11 protein-coding genes and 1 pseudogene are annotated in these 24395 nt (G+C 55.4%); 5 read left to right on the forward strand and 7 right to left on the reverse strand.

The features are described 5' to 3' along the window. Window positions 1–640 precede the first annotated feature (640 nt). Complete coding sequence (locus CVE23_RS11565; RefSeq protein ID WP_100849583.1) at window positions 641–6535, forward strand: DUF3320 domain-containing protein; 5895 nt, start codon at window positions 641–643, stop codon at window positions 6533–6535. A gap of 82 nt (window positions 6536–6617) precedes the next feature. Continuing rightward, window positions 6618–6776 (forward strand): annotated as a pseudogene (locus CVE23_RS23065) (recombinase family protein); the annotation flags it as partial. An 834-nt stretch (window positions 6777–7610) separates the two neighbouring features. Here the strand turns inward: CVE23_RS23065 and CVE23_RS11575 are convergent. Together CVE23_RS11575 and dbpA are read right to left on the reverse strand one after the other, a co-directional pair. Further along, window positions 7611–8852: a glycoside hydrolase family 30 protein gene (locus CVE23_RS11575; protein WP_049855416.1), complete on the reverse strand. Its 1242-nt coding sequence runs from the start codon at window positions 8850–8852 to the stop codon at window positions 7611–7613. Window positions 8853–9203: 351 nt separating this feature from the next. After that, entirely contained in the window at window positions 9204–10577 is a 1374-nt protein-coding gene (dbpA, locus tag CVE23_RS11580; protein WP_100850457.1) for an ATP-dependent RNA helicase DbpA, read from the reverse strand. Window positions 10578–10796: 219 nt separating this feature from the next. Here dbpA and CVE23_RS11585 point away from each other — a divergent pair, with 219 nt between their 5' ends. The 3 genes from CVE23_RS11585 to CVE23_RS11595 are packed head-to-tail and all read left to right on the forward strand — an operon-like array spanning window position 10797 to window position 12686. Continuing rightward, window positions 10797–11348: a tetratricopeptide repeat protein gene (locus tag CVE23_RS11585; protein WP_049855415.1), complete on the forward strand. Its 552-nt coding sequence runs from the start codon at window positions 10797–10799 to the stop codon at window positions 11346–11348. Continuing rightward, a complete protein-coding gene (locus tag CVE23_RS11590; protein WP_371205617.1) occupies window positions 11308–11886 on the forward strand; it encodes a sigma-70 family RNA polymerase sigma factor in 579 nt (192 codons plus the stop codon). The genes CVE23_RS11585 and CVE23_RS11590 overlap by 41 nt, the downstream gene beginning before the upstream one ends. Next, a complete protein-coding gene (locus CVE23_RS11595) occupies window positions 11883–12686 on the forward strand; it encodes an anti-sigma factor family protein (protein ID WP_038919129.1) in 804 nt (267 codons plus the stop codon). Before CVE23_RS11590 ends, CVE23_RS11595 begins: the two co-directional genes overlap by 4 nt. Window positions 12687–12768: 82 nt before the next feature. Here CVE23_RS11595 and CVE23_RS11600 read toward each other — a convergent pair whose 3' ends face one another. The 5 genes from CVE23_RS11600 to recC form a co-directional block, all read right to left on the reverse strand. After that, on the reverse strand, window positions 12769–13344 hold the full coding sequence (locus CVE23_RS11600) for a YceI family protein (protein ID WP_100849584.1): 576 nt from the start codon (window positions 13342–13344) through the stop codon (window positions 12769–12771). 185 nt (window positions 13345–13529) lie between these two features. Beyond that, the gene (locus CVE23_RS11605; RefSeq protein WP_100849585.1) at window positions 13530–14912 is read right to left on the reverse strand and encodes a diguanylate cyclase; all 1383 of its coding nucleotides are present in this window, start codon (window positions 14910–14912) and stop codon (window positions 13530–13532) included. A 250-nt stretch (window positions 14913–15162) separates the two neighbouring features. Beyond that, a complete protein-coding gene (recD, locus tag CVE23_RS11610) occupies window positions 15163–17208 on the reverse strand; it encodes an exodeoxyribonuclease V subunit alpha (protein ID WP_100849586.1) in 2046 nt (681 codons plus the stop codon). Further along, complete coding sequence (gene recB, locus CVE23_RS11615; RefSeq protein ID WP_100849587.1) at window positions 17205–20879, reverse strand: exodeoxyribonuclease V subunit beta; 3675 nt, start codon at window positions 20877–20879, stop codon at window positions 17205–17207. Before recB ends, recD begins: the two co-directional genes overlap by 4 nt. Continuing rightward, window positions 20876–24364 (reverse strand): exodeoxyribonuclease V subunit gamma, encoded by a 3489-nt coding sequence (gene recC, locus CVE23_RS11620; protein ID WP_100849588.1) that lies wholly within the window; start codon window positions 24362–24364, stop codon window positions 20876–20878. The genes recB and recC overlap by 4 nt, the downstream gene beginning before the upstream one ends. Between the last annotated feature and the right edge of the window lie 31 nt (window positions 24365–24395).

A 24395-nucleotide genomic window follows, 5' to 3' on the forward strand; every position in this document is an offset into this window, starting at 1 on the left:
ACTGAATCTCATGAAGGCCGACAAACCCATAAAATCCACGCAGTTGCGTGGATTTTTCTTTTCGTAATGTCTCATGTAATGGACTGAACCCCTCCCCGGTAGACGATCTTGGGCTGGCCCTGGACTGACCCCACAACCGCAAACAGCCCCATGAATCCCTGAATAATCTGACGCCAGCAGAATACCGGCATGATGGCTGAAAAACCGGATATATCAAAAAGTACGTGGAACCAAAACGGGTGTGCTTACACCATCACACACTGACAAAATAGGTCGCAGAGAAAATAGCCCGATAATATTTAACCGTTTGTTTTTTTTAATGAATATATTCTTCGCGGGAAATATTAGTCGCATTATCCTGCCAATAACTGGCTTATCGAAGCTGGAACAATCCACCACCTTATTGCTGCAATAAATAGCGCTAATAGATCGTTGTGAACTGCTGGTAAATCCCAAGTTTCATGTGGCTTAGGTGGCTTTTATCCTTTATCGTATAAAGCATTAAGACAATTCTTAAGGCTATATATCATGTCGACGATAAGTTGGCCTGGTAGCCCTATTCAGCAGGATTTGTGTTCACCGGGCTCCTCCATCAATAAACATGGCCTGAGTGATATATTCTCATTGGAGACGGAATTTTATGAGCATTAAGGCATATGTCAGTGTCGCCCATAAGCTGGGATTCACTTCGCACCAAAATGCGGTTCCCCTGTTACGTGAACTGGTATTACATAACGAATCTGACCAAACGTACCAGGATTTAACGCTGCATTTGCAGACAACACCTGCGGTGCTGGAAGCAAAACAGTGGAAAATTGATCGCTTGCTTCCTCATTCCTCACTAGATATTCGCGATCGCGATGTTAAGCTCGACGCAAAATGGCTGGCTGAACTGACTGAAAGCGTGGTGTGCGAAATTACGCTGTGTTTACGTCAGGGAGAGGATGAACTTTTTACCGTTAATTATCCGCTTGAAGCCCTGGCAAAAAATGAATGGGGCGGCGATGCGATGGTTGAATTGTTGCCGTCTTTCATTACGCCTAACGACCCTGCGATTGATCGCCTGCTTAAAGCCACATCGGATGTTCTTCGTAGTGCAGGGAAAAGAGAAGCCCTGGATGGCTACGAAAGCAAATCCAGAACTCGGGTCTGGGAGATAGCCTCCGCCCTATGGACTGCCATCTGCAACATGAATATCAGTTACGCTCTTCCCCCTGCCAGCTTTGAACACAACGGTCAGAAGATTCGTACACCCGGAGCCATCGTGGAGGCAAGGGTCGCCACATGTCTGGATACCACACTCTTATTTGCATCCACGCTAGAACAACTCGGTCTAAATCCGCTGGTCTTTTTAACGGAAGGTCATGCTTTTGTCGGCCTGTGGTTGCAACCGCAAGAGTTTGCGCAACTCGTCACCGAAGATGTCTCCGCCGTACGTAAGCGAATCGATTTAAAAGAGATGGTCGTATTTGAAACGACGCTGGCAACACAAGCGTACCCGGCATCGTTTACTCAGGCTTCCGTAGAGGCTCTCCAGCATCTGACAGAAAAAAAATTCTACGCCGCCATTGATGTACGGCGTGCTCGAATGCAAAAAATCCGCCCGTTGGCGCTGGGAGCATTGTGTACGACAGGGCAGACTGCCGACACGGAACAGATCATTTCTCATGGATTTGAAGATGCGCCGCAGCTGCCTTCATTTGATATTGAGATCGACATCACTGATGAAAAAGGTGCAACCAGCCGGCTGGTCCAATGGCAACGAAAATTGTTGGATTTAACAACCCGGAACCGCCTATTGCATCTGCCGGAAAGTGCGAAAGGCATCCGATTGGTATGTTCTAACCCTGGGATGCTTGAAGATAAACTTGCGGAAGGCAAGCGTCTGCGTATTGTCTCTTTGCCAAATCTCGAAATGGGCGGTCGGGATGCAGAATTATACCAGCAACAGACGCATGAAAACTTACGTGATGAGTATGCACAAAACGCGCTGGAACGTGGCGAAGTCGTCTCCCCTCTTGAACAAGAACGCCTTGAATCTTCACTAATTGATCTCTATCGCAAATCCAAAAGTGACCTCGAAGAAGGCGGTGCCAATACACTTTTTCTGGCTGTCGGTTTCCTTAAATGGAAAAAGGCTGCCGATGACCCTAAGAGTTATTTCGCGCCACTCATTCTTCTGCCCATTCAGTTGGATCGGAAAAGTGCGCTCTCTGGTGTGACAATGCGCTTGCTGGAAGAAGAACCTCGCTTCAATCTGACGCTACTCGAGCTACTGCGTAACGATTTCGCGCTGACCATCAACGGGCTGGATGGCGAATTACCAACCGATGAAAGCGGTATTGATGTTGATGGTATATGGAATGTTATACGCCGCGCAGTCCGTGATATCCCGGGCTTCGAGGTCACTCGCGATGTCGTGATTGGTACCTTTTCGTTCGCCAAATATCTAATGTGGAAGGATCTCGTCGACCGCACGCCGCAACTGATGGAAAGCCCGTTGGTCAAATACCTGATTGAGCGTGGACAGGAAAATGCCACGTTGCAAAAGAGCGGTGAAATCATAGATGTCGATAAACTAGATGACGAAATAGGAACACAGGAACTTTTTTTGCCATTACCTGCAGACTCGTCGCAAGTTGCAGCTGTAGTGGCATCGGCAAAAGGTCGCGATTTTGTGCTGGACGGACCGCCTGGAACAGGCAAGTCGCAAACAATAGCCAATATGATTGCGCACAACCTTGCGCTGGGTAGACGCGTGCTGTTTGTGGCTGAAAAAAAAGCCGCTCTGGATGTCGTTTACCGCAGGTTGGAGGCGCAAGGATTAGGTGAGTTTTGCCTAGAATTACACTCCAGTAAAACCTCGAAGATGGATTTCCTCAAGCAACTCGAACGCGCGTGGGACGTACGCGACGTGCTGACCACCCAGGAATGGGAAGAGGAAGCAAGCAAGTTGCAAACTCTTCGTGACAAGCTTAACGAAGTTGTCCGTTTGCTTCATAAACGTTGGCCTAACGGTTTAACGCTACATCATGCAATGGGTCGAGTTATAAAAGATGTCAGTGCAGCAACACCGCTATTTACATGGCCGGCTGATACGCTGCATACCGCAGAACAGATGGAATATTTCAGGCAGATAGCCAGACGCCTGGAGCTTAACCGTGCTGCTTTTCAACAACACGGCGAACATTTTGCCGCCATTGCACAAACGGACTGGACGAACGGATGGCAGTCATCACTGATTGTCAGTGCGAAAGCTCTGCCCGGAAAAATAGAAAACCTAGAACAAGCGGCTGATGCGCTACTGCAGGCAAGTGGACTTGAACTGGACGTCAAAGAGCCAGCAAAACTGGCACAGCTGCTCGCTTTTTGCGAACTCCTGACCAAAGCAGGCGACATCGATCTCAGTTTTATGTTCACTCCCGATGCGACAGCCCGCATTCAGGCTGCCCATACAGCAATCGCCCTGCTGCAGGAGATAACCACCACTAAAGAACGGTTGTCAGTCAACTATCCTGCGGATAGCTGGCAACACGTCAACGTGCCGCAAATCCAACAAGCACTAACGCAAGCGGGTAAAAAGTTCTGGTTCTTCGCCACCAGCGCACGCAAAAAAGTTATCCAGGGTGTAATGCAGCAACATGCGCTCAGTTCAGCACCGGATTTGGCTGCCGATTTACCTGTTATTGATCTACTGCAGCCGTTGTCACAACGTCTGACGGCAATAAGTAGCGAGACGGCAACGCTACCGGGCTGGAGCAGTCTGGCAACAGATTACACAAAATTAGCAGCGACGGTGGCACTCGCGGAAGAGATCCGCAACAAACTCGGTACGTTAGCGTCTTCACCACAACAACTTGCAGGGATTCGCACTGCCGTTAAAACCCTAGTCATTGATGCCAATGATTTGCTGGGTGCGGCCGGTGTGGTTGCGAATTTATGCCAGAACCTTCGTACTGCACTTACCGGGTTTAGCGAAGCCAAAACAACCTTCTGTGGCCTGATAAAAACGCAAGAAGAAAATCCGTCTATCCCCACATTGCGGAACTGTGCGTTAAACATAATGCAGAATTCATCAGCACTGAAAGCATGGAGTGACTGGAGTCGCGTGCGGGAAGAAGCCATTTCTCAGGGGCTGATGCCCATGCTGGATGCGCTGGCTCATCTTGATACCTCAGAAACGAGTGCCTCAGAGATTTTCGAAACTGCCTATTGTCGCTGGTTCGCCTCATGGGTCATTGATTCGGAACCGCTACTGCATAATTTTGTTCCGGCCGAACATATGAGTGACATTGAGGCATATCGCCAGCATACCGATCGCCTAGCAAAGTTAACGGTTCGTTACATTCGTGCCCGCCTGTGTGGCGTGATCCCCGCAAAAAACGAAATAGACAAACAGGGTGGCTTTGCCTTACTGAAGCATGAACTACAGAAATCTCGTCGTCATAAGCCTGTTCGGCAAATGGCCGCAGAGATGGGCGATGCAATGTCGAAACTTGCACCTTGTATGCTTATGAGCCCTCTTTCAGTAGCGCAATTTTTGCCTTCCAGCCAGGCTTTGTTTGATTTGGTGATCTTTGATGAAGCATCACAGATATCCCCCTGGGACGCCATTGGCGCAATGGCTCGTGGTAAACAAGTTGTCGTGGCTGGCGACCCACGTCAGATGCCGCCAACCAGTTTCTTCAATCGTGGGGCAAGTGATGTGGACGATGATGTTGAAGAGGATATGGAAAGCATTTTGGATGAATGCCTTGCCGCCGGGTTATACAACTATAGCCTGAGCTGGCACTACCGTAGTCGCCATGAAAGTTTGATCACCTTCTCTAACCACCGCTATTATGACGGGAACCTGATCACCTTCCCTGCGTCGGAAACGCGACAAAGTGCTGTTCAGTGGTGCAAAGTTGCTGGCGTTTATTCGAAAGGTAAAGGTCGTCACAATCAGGCCGAAGCCGAAGCCATCGTCGCAGAGACCGTAAAACGTCTGACGGATAAAAAATTTGTCGCTTCAGGTAAGTCGATTGGCATTATTACCCTGAATACCGAACAACAAAAACTGATCAATGACTTGTTGGATAGAGCCCGTCAGCAACATCCTGCAATTGAGCCCTTCTTTCAGCAAGAGCTTGAAGAACCCGTGGTGGTTAAAAACCTTGAGACAGTTCAGGGCGATGAGCGCGATCTGATTATGCTCGGTATTGGGTTCGGCCCTACAGAACCCGGTGCCAATACGATGTCCATGAGCTTTGGCCCACTCAATCGTGAAGGAGGCTGGCGACGCCTGAATGTTGCCGTCACGCGTGCGCGTCAGGAGATGATGGTATTTACCTCATTCGACTCTTCAATGATCGACCTCAATCGAACCAGCGCACGTGCTGTCGCCGACCTTAAGCATTTCATCGAATTTGCTCAACGGGGCCCGGTAGCATTGGCACAGGCTGTTCGTGGTTCGGTTGGCGGCTATGACTCACCTTTTGAAGAAGCGGTTGCTAGTGGTCTGAGAAGAAAAGGCTGGCATGTTGTTCCGCAAATAGGTGTCTCCCGTTTCCGTATTGATCTGGGGATCGTTCATCCGGATAAACCGGGCGATTACCTGGTCGGCATTGAGTGTGATGGCGCCACCTACCATAGCGCAGCCACAGCCCGCGATCGTGATAAAGTTCGCAGCGCTATCCTGCAAGGCCTCGGCTGGAAATTATTACGCCTCTGGTCAACGGAGTGGTGGATTGATAAAGAAGGTGCGCTTGAGCGACTTGATTCGGCCATTCGAGATCTGCTTGAAGAATCCAGAACCACTGATGCAATGCATACGGCGGAGGCAGAGGAACCTGCTGATATTAGCGGTGAAACAACCGCGATTGCAGGGTCGGATGATCTCCTCGTAACTACCGCCATTGCGCAGGGAGCCAACGATGAAGAAATCTCAGCACCTGTCGAAGTGATAAAGCAACCCAGTAAAAAGTCTGAAGACGACGATAGCGCAGAGACCGCTGTGCCAGAGCTAAAATATGCCTCATCACCGACCCCGGAAATTACCTTACCCGCTCAGGGGGCTAAATACATCGTTAATGACCTGCAAGAATGGAATAGCAGAGTTGATGCCGAACGCTTCTACATTGGTGGGTATGACGAAACGCTGAGAGGGCTCATCGACTCAGTGGTGAAAGCTGAATCTCCACTGCTGGAAACAACGTTGGTGCAGCGCATTGCACGCGTCCACGGTTTCAATCGTGCTGGCAGGCTAATTCGTGAAAGGGTGATGGAGTTGGTGGATCAGCATTATCATGTTGCGACAGATCATTTTGGTGAAAATTTTGTCTGGCAGTCCACAACTCAGCAGGCAGACTGGAATACATTCCGTTTGCCTGCGACAGAAAATGATATTCGCCAGATTGATGCTATCCCTGCAGAAGAGTTACGCGCATTGGTGCTGAATACAAAAGGCGAGTACAAAATTGCAGATATCACCCGATCATTGGGCATTAAGCGGCTAACAAGCCAAGCAAGACAAAAACTGGAGTCATTACTCTAAGTCAGACAGGCTATTCCTGGGTTATCGACAGGAATAGCCATCATTCAATTCTTCAGTCCCTTGTTTTTTTTCCCACCTGCGCAAATTTGACCGCCTTGGTCGTAATGCGATGGATATTCGAAAAACAGTGGAACAGCTGGCGACTTCCGATATACGTGTTAATTGCCTAGCACTCGGAGAAGTGGATTTAACCAGCCCTGCCGGTACTCTTCCGGTGTCAGGTTATTCAGGGATTCGTGAGGCCGTGACCAGCTCCTCATTGATTAATACTCGGCTACGTTAGTGACGCTTAAAAACTGCTTTTAAAGAATCGCAAACTTCCGCTCATCGCTCATTGCGCCGCTCAGATACTTCGCATTGTCGACTCTATAAAGGATAGAGTTCAATCACTATTAGCTGTTCTATTTAACTGTAAGACGCAGTAACTCCCCGCTGGGGGTTTGCGCTGACGTACCGTCACAGTACGTATTGAGTGTCTGTGTTTTCCCTAGGTAACTCTACGGGCTGGTTGCGTTTGAATGTGTAGCGGTACATATTCAGATAAACGGCCCCCGGCGACACAGTCATCTCGAAGACATTAGTCCAAAATGGATAAACAGGTGTTGTGGTAGCTAGCCTTAGAGGAAGACACAAATCAAAGTGAGTACATGAATGAGTATAAAAATAAATAAACTATTTATCAAAATTTTAAACTTAAAATCACAGTTCAACGTCTAAATTTTCTTCTGTTGTCTTCATGAGGATTCACTGAATCTCATGAAGGCCGACAAACCCATAAAATCCACGCAGTTGCGTGGATTTTTCTTTTTATGCTGTCTTACCAGGTCTTGTGGAGGCACGTTGAAAAACGCGTATAAACAGTTTCCATCTTTATGGTAGTCGGGTACAACAGCATTATAAGAAATGTATAAGAAACCATGATGCTCGCAGATATTCAGTTATGAGCATAATTTGTTTTTCATAAAAAATGAGAGTTACCTTTGTTTGCATCAGGTGTTTGCATCAGGGCGCCACCATCGGTAACTCTCATGCTTTCAGTCTGATTTATCAGAACCAATCGGGCTAACAGGGCTGGTTACTTACTGACAAAGGTCGTCACACTTAACGGATTTAGCCATACCGTCGCTTTGCCGCTATTATCGACCTGATATGTTCCGCCATATTCAACATTCATCACCGCGGATGTGCTGTATTTTTCAAATTTACCGACGTTGGCATTACTGATATTCAACGACAGCATTTGATCTGAATCATTCGTGTTTACCGCAACAATGACCATTTTTCCATCTGCGTTCTTGTAGGCTGTCAGATGAACATTTGACTGGGGGTTTTCCGTAGCCTGAATACGCTGGAACCCTGGGCGAACGAACCGGGCATATTGAGACATCACATAACCACGCTTACTGACTTTGCCGTCCTCAGTAAGCAATCCATAGGAGCGGCGGATATACCACCATACATAAGCATTATAGTTTGCCACCATGCTGGCATTCAGCTCAGTTCCCACTTCAAGGGCTGACGTCCAGTTATTAGCCGATTGCTTTGAGTCAACATAGTGCTCGGTCATCCAAATCTGTTTACCCGCGTTTTGAGCTAAGGGATACGCTTTAGGCGTTGTGCCATATAAGTGTCCCCCTACGATTGCAACGTATTTTGATGCATCACTATCATTCAATACCGGGTCAGTTAATTTAGGATTAAATCCTAATGACTCTCCGACAATTACTTTAAGAGAACCAAATTTAGAGCCTTGCGATTTAAGATAGTTTTTAAATTCATCACCACTCCACTCACAAGATTCATAGTCGGGTTTCCAGTCAGGTTCATTTTGTATAGAAATGGCATAAAGAGAAGCACCATTAGTCTGCATGTATTTGGAAAAATCCAGCAGGTGCGAGGTATAGGCGGAATAATATGCCGGCAGCAAACGCCCGCCGTTTATCAGGCTGTTGTTGCTTTTCATATACGCGGGAGGTGTCCAGGGGGTTGCCATTAATTTAGCCCCTAGCGAGACGGCCTGACGTGCACTCGGAAGCTGTATATTCCATTTACTGGAGTCTGGGTCAATTCTGATTCGCATAATTGATAGCCCTATCTGGTCGACATCACTACCGAATGCAGTATTAATTTGCTCTGTTGTCAGATCATTGATCCACCCAACCCCACTCATTCCACCAAAGCCTTGAATTGTCTGGTAATTGATTTTTGCGTCAATTTTTACTGTATCAGCAGCGGCAGAGAACGAACCTGCCGTGGCTGATACAAAAACAGCCGCACTGAAACAATGACGAACCCAGCAAACTATATTTCCATTCATAGCATTCATCCTTAATAATATGAATATTGGGAAACAATTAGAAAAAGCGAACTATTTATTCCCAAAAAGCATAGAGATAACGTATAAACCGTCTGAATTAACGTGGTGACGGTGACTTATTTATAGGTCATTCTTATACGAAGCGCTAGTGTAAAGTGCGTGGCTCCTGTTTTTCATCTTGAGTGGATAGTTTACTCTGATCTAATAATTAGCTTACCGTCTATTTCCCCTCTTTTCTCTGAAATCTAAAATAGGAAAGACGAAGCAGGTTCTGACCGCCGAGCGGCCAGAAAACCTTATGCGTTATCAGTTAATCGAGGACCACAGCGCATACGTGATTTTTTTCTCACATCACTTCAGCAACCGGACTTTCACCGCCTTGCCTTTAATTTTCCCCTGCTGCAACTGCTTCCACGCATGGCGGGCTACCGACTGCTTCACCGCCACGTAGGCATGCGTCGGGTGAATCATAATCTTACCGATATCGGCACCATCCAACCCCATGTCACCGGTTAACGCTCCCAGAATATCGCCGGGACGCATTTTGGCTTTCTTGCCGCCGTCAATGCACAGCGTCGCCATAGTGGCTTCCAGCGGGGTGATGCGCAGCCCGGTCGGCAGCGGGTGCCAGTTGAGTTTCATATTCAGCATTTCTTCGAGCGCATTCGCACGCTGGGCCTCTTCCGGCGCGCAGAGGCTGATGGCCAGCCCGCTTTCACCGGCGCGGGCGGTACGGCCGATGCGGTGGATATGCACTTCGGGATCCCACGACAGCTCGTAGTTAACCACCATCTCCAGCGCTTTGATATCCAGCCCACGCGCGGCAACGTCGGTTGCCACCAGCACACGGCTGCTACCGTTAGCGAAGCGCACCAGCGTCTGATCGCGGTCACGCTGTTCCATATCTCCATGCAGCGCCAGTACGCTCTGGTTACTGGCGGTCAGGGCGTCGTATACCGCCTGACAGTCTTTTTTGGTGTTACAGAATACCACGCAGGAAGCAGGTTGTTCGCGGCTCAGCAGTTTCTGCAGCAGATCGAGTTTGCCGTTGCGGGAGACTTCATAGAACTGCTGCTCAACCGCCGGGAGTTCATCCACCGTACCGATTTCAATGATCAGCGGATCGCGCTGAATACGATGACTGATGGCGGCAATGGCATCCGGCCAGGTGGCGGAAAACAGCAGCGTCTGACGCTGGACGGGTACGTGGGCGATAACCTCGTTGATGGCGTCGGCAAAGCCCATATCGAGCATCCGGTCAGCTTCATCCAGCACCAGCGTCTGCAGGGCATCAAGGCTTACCGTCTCCTTTTTCAGGTGATCCAGCAGTCGGCCCGGCGTGGCGACAATGATGTGGGGGGCATGGGTCAGCGAGTCGCGCTGGATGCTGAACGGTACGCCGCCGCAGAGGGTCAGCACCTTGATGTTCGGCATGTAGCGAGCCAGACGACGCAGCTCGTTTGCTACCTGATCGGCGAGTTCACGGGTCGGGCACAGCACCAGCGACTGGGTATTGAACTGCCCGGCATCAAGATGCTGTAACAGGCCCAGGCCGAAAGCAGCGGTTTTGCCGCTGCCGGTTTTTGCCTGCGCGCGGACGTCTTTTCCTGCCAGAATCGCCGGTAACGCCGCCGCCTGAATCGGCGTCATGGTCTGGTAGCCCAGCTCGTTAAGGGTGGTGAGTTGCTCCGCAGGAAGCGCGTTCAGTTCAGCAAATGAGGTCAATAAGGTCACAGTGAAAATTCCAGATGAAAGAGGCCGATATGATACCACCCCTTTCCTGCCGCGCCGTGAGGAGTTTTCACCTCACGTCATCGGGTTGAGTCCGGTTCGATTTTTTCCGAATAAAAATAATCGGTGAAATAAAAATAATCGGTGAATAGAAATGACCGCTGATGCGTTTACCCATCACTTACACCACGCATTCACCCAGGAGTAAATAAAATGAACCCTGTTTCTTCTTTCCAACTTTCTATCGCTCGCCGTCTAACCATCCCGGTACTGCTATTTTCTTTGCATATCCCGCAGGTCTTGGCTGCGGGCGACGACGATACCAACAGTAAAACGCCGGATTGCCCGGCCGGACAGGTTTATAACAGCGCGACGAAACAGTGTGTCCCTGAAAAAACCAGCCGTCTGAGCGACCAGGATAAGACCAACTACGCTTATCACCTGGCTAAAAAAGGCGAGTATCAGGCGGCGCTGAACCTGCTCGATACCCTGAAAAATGGCAATACCGCCGAAGCCTGGAACTACCGGGGTTACGCCACGCGAAAACTCGGGCGTACCGACGAAGGCATCGGCTATTATCAACGCTCGCTGGCGCTCAACCCGAATTATGCCAAAGTACGCGAATATCTTGGTGAAGCGTGGCTGGTGAAAGGCCGCCCCGATCTGGCGCGGGAGCAACTGAAAACGATCGCCAGCCTGTGCGGCCAAAGCTGCGAAGAGTATCGTGACTTACAGGCTGCTATTAACGGGCATCCTGAATCCTGAGTATCACCGCGAGGACAAAAAAATCACTACCAGTGACGTTCGCCAGCAGCTTGCCGCGCATCTGACACGCCTGTGGCGTTATGGTCTGGTGCTCTCGCGCAGTCACGATGTTGCTGAAGAATTAGTGCAGTCCACCTGCGTTCGCGCGCTTGAGAAGAGCGCGCAATTTACGCCGGGAACCCGCATCGATAGATGGTTGTTCTCCATTCTTCACTCCATCTGGATTTCCGATCTGCGCGCCAGCCGTGTGCGTATGGGGCAAGGATTTGTCGAAAGCGATGAGTTGCCGGCGCCGGACACCCACGCGCTGAATGACGATCGCCGGCATTACCAGAAAATCATGCAACGGGTAAACGCGCTTCCTGAAGCGCAGCGCAACGCCATATTTTTAGTTTATGTCGAAGGGTTTACCTATCAGGAGGCGGCAGACACGTTATCGGTACCGATCGGCACGATTATGAGCCGGCTGGCGGCGGCACGAACAATTCTGGCCAAATCGGTTGACGCCCAGACGCCCGCGAAGGAAAAACGTTCATGAGAACAATAAATTTTACGCCCCCCTACAGTGACGAAGCTATCGTCGCCTGGCTTGACGGCGAGATGAATGACACCGACGCGCAGCAGTTCGAGCAGTGGCTCAGGAATGACGATCAGCTTGCCGAACGCATCGCCAGGCTGCAAAAAAGCGATCTGGCGTTTAAAGAAGCCTTCGCACCTTTACTTGATGACGCGCCCCAGGCCCGGATGCAGAATCGACTTGAGCAACTGCTGGCGGCGACTCCCGTCGTGGGAGAAACGCCGCCTCGCATCGGGGTTAGCCGCCGTTCGCTGATTGCCGCCTCGCTCAGTTTTCTGGTGATTGGCTCAGGGTTGGGCTATCTGGCGCGCCCCGCCTCGGCTGTTCGTAACGATAGCGAGAAAATTCGCGATCTTGAGGCCCAATACATGTCACTGTACAGCGCGGAAACACTGCTCGACATGGACAGTTCATCGTCCGCTTTGGCTCGGGGGCTGGCGCGTACCGCGCAGGACATCGGCATTCATCTGAACGAACAGCAGCTCGCTATTCAAGGCGCCGAGCTGAAAATGGTACGTATGCTGCGCTACGACAGCACCTCAATCGCCCAGATTGCCTGGATGCATGCCGATTACGGGCCGATGGCATTGTGCATCTCCCCGGAGCAGCAGCGAAGCGCAACGGCGATCAACAATGAACAACGGCATGGAATGCACCTTGCCTGGTGGCATACCGGAGGCTATCAGTTCGTATTGATCGGCCGCAATCCGGTTTCACAACTGGCCGATAGCGCGCTCAGATTGCAGACGTCACTGACATAACGCGGCCCTTCCCTCCACGCTGCAACAGCCAAAGCGCGAAGGGAGGGCTGTTATAAGGACGGACTGTTATAAGGGAGGACGGTTATAATGCGCGTCGGACTTGCGCCTGAAGGTCAATATTAATCGCGACCTTGTCATCCACCAGCGCCGTAAACCGATCCATATTAAAGACCGAACGTGAAATAGCGGTTGTCGCATGGAGAAACAACGTCCCCCCCGCCGGCGATGCGCCGCCATATTCCTCCAGCGTCGCCTCCAGAATGACCGGACGCTGAACGTTTTTGACGGACAGCGAACCAAACACACGAAAGTGACCATACCCTTGCGCCACCACTCTGCTGCTGGTGAAAACAATCCAGGGGTAGTGTGTTGCATCAAAAAACAGGCCGCTTTTCAGCTGATAGGTCAGCAGGCTGTTGGACGCTTCGAGCGTCGCAACGGGGATTTTCACTTCAATACGGTCATCGATTTCTTTGGCGGAATCCAGCATAACGTCCCCGGTTACGCCATCCAGATACGCCTGTGACGTACCGCCAAATGCGCGCCATGAAAGCTTAATGACGGTTTTATTGGTTGAAATAGTATAGTTGAGCGGCGTTGCGTGAAGCGTTGGACTTATCAGCAGCCCGGCGGTCACGACGGAAATGATGCGCATCATAACGGGAATCTCCTCAAAGCAGACAACGCGTAAACGCTTCAAGAAGCTGATCTATTCATTCCCCAGCCAAACAAACAAAACCGACCGCATCAAAGCCAGGCATTCGCCGTAACGTTAAACCATGCGCTAATCGTCTTCACCACGGCAAACGTAACGATCCCGGTTGGCGGGACCGGCATTTTGCGTTAATTAAATATCTCGATTCGATTGCGGCCGTTAGCTTTGGCCTGATACAACGCACTGTCAGCCTTTTTGATAAGCTGCTGATAATCGGGGTGGTTATCGAACTCGGCAATCCCAACGCTGATGGTCACCGATACCCCCTGTTCCGCCATTGCCGGAATAGACAACCCGGCGACCATTTGACGAATCGAATCAAAGATCATGGAAGCTTGCTGCGCCTGGGTTTCGACCAGCAACACCATAAACTCTTCGCCGCCATAACGAAAAACATAATCGCTGCTTCGCACGCTTTCGTATATTTTCGTCGCGATCGTTTTAAGTGTCAGATTGCCGGTTTCATGCCCGTAACTATCATTGATCTTTTTAAAATGATCGATATCAATCATAGCCAGAATAAAGGGTTTTCCCGAACTGATAGCCAGTGCGATTTCCCGCCGCATAATAGTCGGGATGAAGCGGCGATTGAGCAGATTCGTCAGTGGGTCCTTGCCATTTTCGAATCGGATCAATTCATCAAACATTGAGCACAGAATTGCATTAACCTGCCCAATTAACTGACGGATGTCGCGTAATAATTGCGTGCGTATTGCCGTATTTTCAACGTGATGGGGAAATGTCTCTCTCACCCGGCTATCCACCTGCCGGATCAATCCCTCCAGCTTTTGCAATAAATCAGGACCATTGAACAAATGCCGGCCTTTATGAAAAAACCACAGACCAAATTCCGATTTTTCCAGCAGGATAATCTCTTCAGACGGCAGCCCGGTCGCCACGTTATAAATGAACTGATTCTCCCAATTCATTAATGCGCCAAGCTGCCGCTCCCTTTCAACATTCACATCATCATAAATCGACAAAATGCGATAGCGTTCCTGATCGCGCATCGCACTTTTGTAACCGGGAGAATACGCGGTTGTCATGGCCTCAATCGCGGTATCCATAACCAGACTGCTAAAACAGACCGCCTGATTAATCAGTGCGGCATCCAGGTTTCGTTTTCTGGCCAGCAGCTTGAACAGTTCATTTTTCAGTTTACGCGCCCCTCGGGCCACCAGATCGGTCGGAATGCCGATGCGCGCATGAATAACGCCAACCTGCTGCTGCCGTTCCAGCAATACAGATAATGACCCTTTGGCGCTGCCCAATACTGAACGTAGCCAGTGATACATACTTTCACTGAGTTTATCGGCTACTTTTTGGGTATTGAGATAAATACTGGCCTGTTTATCCTGAAGCATATAGTCGTAAAACACGCTGACCAGCTGACGCAATTCTTCTTCGCATAAATCGCTCAATAATTGGTGAGCGCCAGAAGGAGTCAAATTAACAAGCTCTTGCCACTCAGTGAGCAGCAATTCACTATTATCTCTTTGTTCAGTATGCATTATTAAATTAACAGTAAGTTGTTTTCATTATGTCCTACGACGTCGACTGACAAACTCGTGGCCCCTGTTGACGCCACGGAGTGTACCCAACTTACCTCAAATTCCCAAATGTATTTCAGTGTCAATGCATTATCAAAACTACTTATTTAGATAATAATTCGTTAAAGAATCGCTATATTACGGCACCAATTGTTCCAGACAGGCGGCATCATCGCATAATCCATCATGCCGCCTTAAGAATAACCGCCGTTTATTCCACCAGTCCGCTTACCCGTAATACCCGCCGACCGACCGCTTCCGCCAGCACCGTACTGTGCTCCCCCACGCAGCCGAGGCTGAACGCGTATTTGGCGCGGGTAATGCCGGTGTACACCAGTTCGCGGGTCAGGATCGGGCTTAAGGACTCCGGCAGCAGTAAAGCGGTGTGGGCGAATTCCGACCCTTGCGATTTGTGCACCGTCATGGCGAACACCGTTTCCACCGCCGATAATCGCCCCGGCAGCACCCAGCGGATGCCCGATGAGCCATCGCCGGCGGGAAACGCCACCCGGGTAGCCCATCCCCGTGAGCCGTCCGGCTGGAGCAGCGGCACCTGTAGGGTGATGCCGATATCGCCGTTCATCAGCCGCTGACTATAATCGTTGCGGGTCACCATCACCGGCCGCCCCGGATACCAGCCTTGCCAGGCCGCCAGCAAGCCGTCCCGATACAGCAGATGGGCGATGCGCTCATTCATACTGTCGACGCCCCACGGTCCGTTACGCAATGCGCACAGCAGTTGGAACTGACCGAAAGCGTCCAGAATCTGCGCCGCCCAGAGGTCGAACTCGCTTTGCGGCGCCGTCAGTTCCGGCCGCGTCGAGGCCATCCGTCGCAGGTAGCCGCCGTAGCCCACCGGCGTAGCCGCAGAGGGCTGCGCGCCGAATCGATCGGCGGCGCCGTCGATAACCCATTCACGCAGCGTGCGGTTATCATTCGCCGTCAACGTCAGGTGCGCCAGGTCGGCATACCCCTGCTGCCAGATCGACGCCAGCGCCGCCACGTCGCCGGCATTCACCGCCTCCGCCAGTTGGCCGATGCCGCTGTGGGCGCCAAAGCGATAGCTGTGGCGCAGCATGGCGATGGATTGATCCAACGCGCTGCCTTGCGGGTCGAGCAGCGAATCGTCCGGCGCCTCTCCCGCGACCTGCCGTAGCCAGTCGCGGGTCTGTGGCAGGTAATGCCCCTGTGCGGCGCGCTGACACAGTTCGCCCATCAACGCGCCGGCTTCTACCGACGCCAATTGATCCTTGTCGCCCAGCAGAATCAGGCGGGAACGGGCCGGCATCGCCGCCAGCAGCGCCGCCATCATCTCCAGATCCACCATCGACGCTTCGTCCACCACCAGCACATCCAGCATCAGCGGGTTATCGGCATGGTGCCGGAAATGCCGGGTATCCGGCCGACTGCCCAGCAAACGGTGCAAGGTCACCACTTCGCTGTTGATCTGTTCCCGGATAGCCTCGCCCTGCGCCAGCCCCTCCAGCGTCAGGCCGGCAATGGCCCCGGCAATCGACTCGTTCAGGCGGGCCGCCGCCTTGCCGGTGGGCGCCGCCAGCCGGATACGCAACGGTTTGCCGTGCTGTTCCAGCGCCAGCGATTGCAACAGCGCCAGCAGTTTCACCACGGTGGTGGTTTTTCCGGTGCCCGGCCCGCCGGTGATAATGCTAAAGGCGCTGCCCGCCGCCAACGCACAGGCCAGTTTCTGCCAGTTGGCAGCGTCGGCCGCGTCGCCAGGAAACAGCGCATCCAGCCGCTGACGCAGCGCCGCAGGCGCTATCGCCGCCCGCAGCGCGTCGTTTTGTTTCAGTTGCTGCGTGATGGCGTGCCGCACATCCTGCTCGTACCGCCAGTAGCGACGCAGATAAAGACGCGCGCCGACCAGCACCAGCGGCGTGCAGCCTTCCCCCGACGATACCAACTGCGGCTGTTGCAACGCCGCCTGCCAGGCCGACAGGGTAACGCCCGCCAGCACCTCCGCCGGACGCGCGATCTTACGGTTTTCGCTACGATCGCCTTCCGGCGGCAACGCCAGCGAAAACCCGCTGTCGGCAAGCGTGGCGTCCAGATCGAGGCACACATGCCCGCGCCCAAGCTGATAGCTGACCAGCGCCGCCCCCAGCAGCAGCAAAGGCGACGCATCAGGGCATTCCTGATGCAGGAAGCGCACCAGCGCCCGGTCCAGCTCCCGCAACCAGCCGCAGCCCACCCACTGGTCCAGCAACAGGGTTAATTCGTCATGACTGGTCATGTTCATGCCGTCGCCTCCGTTTCGCCGCTAAACAGGCTCTCCAGCGCGTCAATCAGCGCCTTGTCCGGCCGTTGGGCGCAGACGCCGCCGCCCGGCGCCTGACTGCCGCGCAAAAACAGGTATAACGCGCCGCCGACGTGGCGGTCGTAGTCGTAATCCGGCAGGCGGGACTTCAGCAAGCGGTGCAACGCAAACAGATACAATGCCAGTTGCAGATCGTAACGGTGATCCAGCATGGCGCGCGCCATACGCGGTGGGTCATAGTCGGCGGCATCCGCCCCCAGCCAGTTGGATTTGTAGTCCAGCACGTAGTAGCGCCCCTGATGTTCAAACACCAAATCGATAAACCCTTTCAGCATGCCGTTAAGCTGTTCACGCATCAGCATCGCTCGCGGTTCGCCCGCCAGCGTGGCGGCCCTGACCTGTTGATCCAAGACTTGCGTGTCGACCTGACTGAGCGCAAACCAGAACTCCATTTCCACCTGATACTGCGTCAACCCGGCCAGTGAGACCGCGCTGCCGGGCTGCGTCGGCAGCGCCAGCGGCTGATTGAGCAGCGCCATCAGCCAATCGGTAAGCATCGGTATCCACTGTGTCCAGCCTTGCCGGTTACAGCGCCGCGCGACCTGATCCTCCACCCGGGATCGATCCGCCGCCAGCGCGGCAAAGCCCTCTTTTCCGGCCCACTCCAGCAAGCCGTGCAGAAAGCTGCCCGGCGCCGCCCCGCGTGGAAAACTGTACATATCGTGGCCGGTCGGCAACGGCGGCAGACGCTCCGCTGTTGCCTGCGGTTCGCTAAAGGTTTCCTGCTTCGCGCTCTGCACTTCGGGCACATCGCCCGCAGCAGGCTCACGATATTCGCGGTAATGCCCTTCCGGCGCCAGTTGCAACCCGGAATAGCTGGTAATGCGCCAGCGGTGGCTGCGCATATTCGGCAACGGCGGCTCCTGCCCCAGCGCCGACGTATCCTGTTCGGCGCGGTAAATGTCCTCGTCCGTTTCCGGCAACGGCGTAATCTGGCTGTCCGCGCCGCACCAGGCCGACAACTGTTGCGCCAGCTGCGCCGGGTCTAACGGTTCACCGGCGCCGAGCAGGTAACCGGGCGCGCTTTTTTCCAGCTCTTTCAACGGCGCCATGCCAAGCCACATGGCGTAGCGGGCGCGGGTCAGCGCCACATAAAATTTACGCAGGTCCTCGCCCAGCCGCTCATGGTCGGCGCGTCGCACCGCCTCGTCGCTGGCTGTCAGTTCAAGGCGCGGCTGCCCGTCATCATCATGAAATTTCAGCGGCACATCCCGCTGGCTGACGGCGCGAAACGCGCAGGCAAACGGCAGAAACACCAGCGGATACTCCAGCCCTTTGGACTTGTGGACGGTAACCACCTTCACCAGATCGGCATCGCTTTCCAGCCGCAGTTTCAGGGTGTCGCCGCCGGGATTATCCGCCTGGCACTGCTCCGCCAGATAGCGGATCAGCGCGTGCTCGCCGTCCAGATGCACGCTGGCCTGTTGCAGCAATTCCGACAGGTGCAGCACATCGGTCAGCGCGCGGGCGTTATCGGCGGCCAGCAACCGGCGCGGCACATCAAATTCCCACATTAGCCGCCGCAGCATCGGCAATACGCCCTGCTGTCGCCAGCAGCTCTGGTAGCGGACAAACTGCATTACCCGGCGCTCCCACTCCTGCTCGTCGTGGTTAAGGCGGTCAAGCGCCTGCCAGCTTAGCCCCAGCGAGGGAGTCGCCAGCGCGGCGCGCAGCAGCCGATCGTTCTCCGGATCGGCGCAGGCCGCCAGCCAGCAGTGCAGTTCGCCGGCCTGCGGGCTGTCGAAGACCGACTCCCGGTCCGACAGATACACGCTGCGCACGCCGCGAGCGGACAGTTGCGCGCGCACCGCCATCGCTTCGCGCCCGGTATTGACCAGCACCGCCATGTCCCCCGGTCTGACCGGGCGCAGCGGCTGCCCCGGTACGGCAAAACCGGCCCGACCTTGCCCGCCGAGCTGCAGCAGCCGCACCATTTCGCGGGCGCAACCGGCGGCCATGCGCTGGCGGTATTCCGCCGACGACAGCGGCTGGTCCGTCGCCGGCGTCCAGCAGGTCAGCGCCGCGGCGTCAGCGCCCTCCAGTACCCACGCCTCGTCGCGCCCGTTAGCCTGCACCGGCAAAAACGGCACCGGATTGCCGCCGTCGCTTTGCCGAAACAGAAACGCGCCCGCGCCGTCGGCACGGTTTTCCGCCTGCATAAACACCTGATTGACGGCGCCGACCATCGCCTGAGTAGAGCGGAAATTCGTGCCCAGCGTGTAATGCCGCCCGTCGGTATCGCGGCGAGCGCGCAAATAGGTGTAGATATCGGCGCCGCGAAACGCGTAAATCGCCTGTTTTGGGTCGCCGATCAGGATCAGTCCCTGCTGCGGGTCGTTGTCCGCCACCCGGTACAAGGTATCGAAAATACGGTATTGCAGCGGGTCGGTGTCCTGAAATTCGTCGATCATCGCCACCGGGAACTGACGGCGAATACGCTGCGCCAGCCGCTCGCCGTTGTCGCCGCGCAATGCGGCATCCAGCCGGGTCAGCAGGTCCTGAAACCCCATTTGCGCCCGGCTCTCCTGCTCGTGCTGGAATCGCTGACTTATCCAGCGACAGGCGTGTCTCAGTAACTGACTACGCGGTTCCGGCAGCGCGTCTAACTGCTGTTGCAGCGTCTCCATCGCGGTCAATGCCGGATGTTGCGGCGCCTCGTCGGGGATTTTCCAGGCGTCCCGCAGCCCTTGCGGGGTGAGCCGCGTCCAGCCGGTGCCGATATCCAGCGTCGTCTCGTCGCTGGCGGCCCAGTGTTGCAGTTTGTCCAGCCACGGCTCGAAATAACGGGCCTGCAGCTTGTGTCCGTTGGCCTGCTTCTGTGCCACCGCTTCGTTCAGCAGGTCGCGCAACTCGCCACACCACTGCGGCCAGGGCGCTTTTAGCGCCGCCAGCCGGCGCGTTTTCTCTTCGCGGACCGCGCTGAAAATCTGCGCGGGCAGGTCATCGATGCCGATGTCGTCGGCGTACTCCAGCAGCGGCGTCACGCTGCGATAAAAGCTTTCCGGCGACGGCCAACTATCGCGCAGTTCCAGCACATCGCGGGCATCGAGCGGGAAAAAGAACGTCCGCCAGTAATCGCGCACCACCTCCAGCAGCAAGTCGCTCTGATCGGTTTCCAGCGTCTGGTTAAACAGGCTGCCGCTGTCAAAGGCGTGTTCGCCCAGCATCCGGTTACACCAACTGTGGATGGTGGACACCGCCGCCTCATCCATCCATTCGGCGGCCAGTTGCAATTTGCGCGCGCAGTCCGGCCATTGTTCCGGCGGGTAGTCGGCGCGCAGTTCCTGCAGCAGCGGATCGACCGCCTCATCCTTGCCATCCGGCTGAAAGTAAGCGGCCGCCTGCGCCAGCCGGGCGCGAATACGATCGCGCAGCTCGCGGGTGGCGGCATCGGTAAAGGTCACCACCAGTATGTCCGGCGGGTTGAGCGGGCGCGAGAACGCCTGCTCGCCGCCGTGCCCCAGCACCAGCCGCACATACAGCATGGCGATGGTGAAGGTTTTGCCGGTACCGGCGCTGGCTTCGATCAGGCGGCTGCCGGAAAGCGGAAAGCGCAGCACATCCAGCACAGAAGGTAACGCACGCGCCGTCATGACTGGCCTCCTGGTTTTTTATTTTTCGCCGACGCCGCTTTCAGCGTCTGGTACAGCGGCGCCAGCAATAGCTGTGTCCAGCGGGCGAACTCGCCATTGGCCCACAGTTGGTCGAAACTCGGGAAAGCCCGCGCCAGATAGGCGTTAGACGCCGACTCGGCAAACTTGCGGTTGGCGGGATCATGCTCGTCGTAGCACTGGCGCGCCGCCTTGCCCGCCTCGCCGTCCGGCGGTTGATCCGGCTCTCCGCCCGCCTCCAGCCAGCGAAATCCGGTCTTCACCGCCAGCGGCAGCGGGTAACGCATCCCCTCCCGCCAGGCCTCCACCAGCGTCTGCCAGTAGGCTTTCGCCTGCTCAGGCTCCAGCGCCGGCAGGTGAACGGTGCCGTTCTTGCTGACCAGCGTGCTGTGCAACGGTTGTCCGCCAAGGTGCCCGGCCAGATGCGCCACCCAGAACGGCACCAGCTTGTCGAGCCGATAGCTGCGACGCGTGGCATGCAGCAACCCGCCGCTTTCCAGCACCAGCCGGCACCGGTTGCCCTGCTCGTCGACGCGCAGCTCGTTCAGCCAGTCTTCCAGCGGGATATCGGGTAGCGATAGCGGTTCGTCAGGCGACGACTCCGGCCATTTTTCCCGTTCCTGCTCATAACGGGTGAACAGATCCGCCATCGGCTCCGCCAAATCCTGCTCCAGCACCGCGGTAAAGCCGCCCGGCGCCAGTTCGCCGCGCCGGGCGATGCGCGCCAGTTGTTCCGTCAGCGCCTGTTCACGGGGAATATGCTGGCGCAACGCCGCTTGCTGCACCTGAATCAGCTCATGTTGCAGGCGCCAGTTTTCCAGCGCATCAATGGCAAACGGCTCCTGATCCTGACTGGTGGCGTCTTCCTGCTCGAACCAGACGTTAAGGCGCAGACGGAAGAAACTGCGCACCGGGTCGCGCACAAAATCCGCCAGCTGACGCAGCGTCAGCACGCCATCCTGCAGATACTCGTCCAACGCGGCATCCGCCATCGACACCTCCTGCGGCAACAGACCGGCGCGCCATTCGCGGGCATAGCTGAACAACGGGCTACCGGCGGTAAAATAATCCGGGCTGAATGGCTGTAACCGGTGTTCCACCGTCAGCGCCGACAGCACCGCCTGCCCGTCGGCAGTCTGCCAGCCGTTGCTCAGATGGTCGCGCAACTGCGCCACCAGCACCGAGGGCGGCCGCTCACTGTTATCGTGGATACTGCGCCCGACCCAACTGATATACAGTTGCTCGCGCGCCGACAACAGCGCCTCCAGAAACAGATAGCGGTCGTCTTCGCGTCGGGAACGGTCGCCGGGGCGGTAATCCTGCCCCATCAGGTCGAAATCCAGCGGCACCCGGTTGCGGGGATAATCGCCATCGTTCATGCCCAGCAGGCAGACGTGGCGAAACGGGATGGCGCGCATCGGCATCAGCGTGGCGAAGGTGACGGCGCCGGCAAAAAAAGGCTGGGTCAGGCTCGACTGCTCAAACAGCCCCAGCCAGTGCTCCCGCACCACCGACAGCGGCAATGCCTGTTCCAACGCCACCGACTCGCAGGCCTCCAGCCAATTCTGCAACCCTTCATCCAGTTGCAGCAGCATGAAGCCGTCTTCGCCCTCATCCGCAGCAAAAAACGTGTTCAGCAGCGCGCGTAACCGCTCGCCCCATTGCACCGGCGTCGCGGGCTGACAGAGCTGCTGCCAGCTGTAATCCAGCCGGTCGAGCAGCAACGCCAGTTGACCGGCCAGCACCGCATCCAGCCCGCCGATTTCATCCAGCGGCTCAATATCCCGCCAGGCGTCGCCGGCGCCCACCGCGTACCCCAGCAGCATCCGGCGCAGGCCGAAAAACCAGCTGTTCTGTTCCGGCGCATCCGGCAGGTCGAGGCTCTGACGCTGGCGGGCATGCAGCCCCCAGCGCACGTTGGCGGCCCGAATCCAGCGTTGCAGCAGCGGCAACTGCTCTTCGGTGATGGCAAAACGCTGGCGCACCGCCGGCACCTCCAGCAAATCCAGCACATCGCTCACCGCCACGCGCGACTGCGGCAGGTTCAGCAACCGCTCCAGCGCCGCCAGCAGCAGGTTGTTCTGACGCGGTCCGCGGTCCGCCACGCTGAACGGGATATAGCGCGAGTCCTGCCGGTCGATCAGCCCAAACACCGCCTGAATATGCGGCGCGTAGCCGTTGATGTCCGGCACCATCACAATCACATCGCGCGGGCGCAGCGTCGGGTCGGCGGCAAACGCCGCCAGCAGTTGATCGTGCAGCACTTCCACTTCGCGCTGCGCGCTATGCGCGACATGAAAACGGATCGAACAGTCCTGATGCGGATCGATTGCCGGCCAGCGCGCCCGGCTTTCCGCCAGCGGACGCAAATCCCGAATGTCTTCCTGCAGTTGATTGAGCAGGCAGCCTTCGCCGTTGCTGTCGAACAGATCAATGCGTGAAATCAACGGCTGCAACAGCGGTTCGTACTGCTCGCGCTGGTCGTATTCATCCAGCAGGCCGATGTAATCGCGCCCTTGTTTACCCCAGGCCGCCAGCAGCGGGTGGGCATGCTGATGCAATTCTTCCAGCGCGATGACCTCCGGCATACCGGGTTTGCGTTGCTGGCGGGCGCGTTCGGCGCGCAGCAGATCCTTGTCGGCAATGATGTTGCCCCAATAGTGCTCGCACGGGTTATGCACGCACATGAATATCTGGGTCCAGCGGCCGATGGCCGCCAGCAGTTCCAGCGCCTGCTGCGGCAGTGATGAAATACCGAATACCATCACCCGGGACGGCAATCCCGCCGGTCGGTCGGCGTCGCCCCGTCGCTGTACTTCATCCAGAAAACGCCGGTGCAACGCCGCACGGCTGGTGCCGGACAGCGCCTCGCCGGTATCCTGCAACAGCGCCCGCCACAGCAGGGGCTGCCAGCGCTGATCGTCCGGCAATGGCTCCACGCCGCGCCGGCTGGTCGCCAGCACATCATGCCCGGCGGCCCACTCCGCCAGCCAGTCGGCGCGATACACCTGATACTGGTCAAACAGATCGGCCAGCCGCTCAGCCAGTTGGTAGCGCTTGCGCAAGTCGGCGTCCTGCTGCAGAAAGCGCGCCAGCGCGGCAAATTCAGGCTGGGCGAGCAGACCCGGCAGCAGCCGCAGCAGCCGCCACACCAGCAGGGATTTATCGAACGGCGAAGTTTCCGGCACCTGTTCCTGACCCAGCACCGCACGGTAAACCTGCCAGAAAAAGCGCGACGGCAACTGCACATCCAGCGCCGCCGCGACGCCGCATCCGCCGTCGCGGGCATCGCGCGCCAGCGCCAGTTTCAGCCACTGTCCGATGCCGTTGCTCTGAACCAGAATCAGCTCGTTTTCCAGCCCGGCCAGCGGATTGGCCGCCATCCACGACACCAACACGTCGCGCAGGGCTTCAGGATGGTTGCTGTGGATCGCCATCAAACCGGGTTGTAGCCTGTTTTTGCTCATCGCTCTCTCTGCTCGTTGCCACACCGGTGTA

The sequence above is a fragment of the Dickeya fangzhongdai genome, from assembly GCF_002812485.1.
GTDB classification, from domain to species: Bacteria; Pseudomonadota; Gammaproteobacteria; order Enterobacterales; family Enterobacteriaceae; genus Dickeya; species Dickeya fangzhongdai.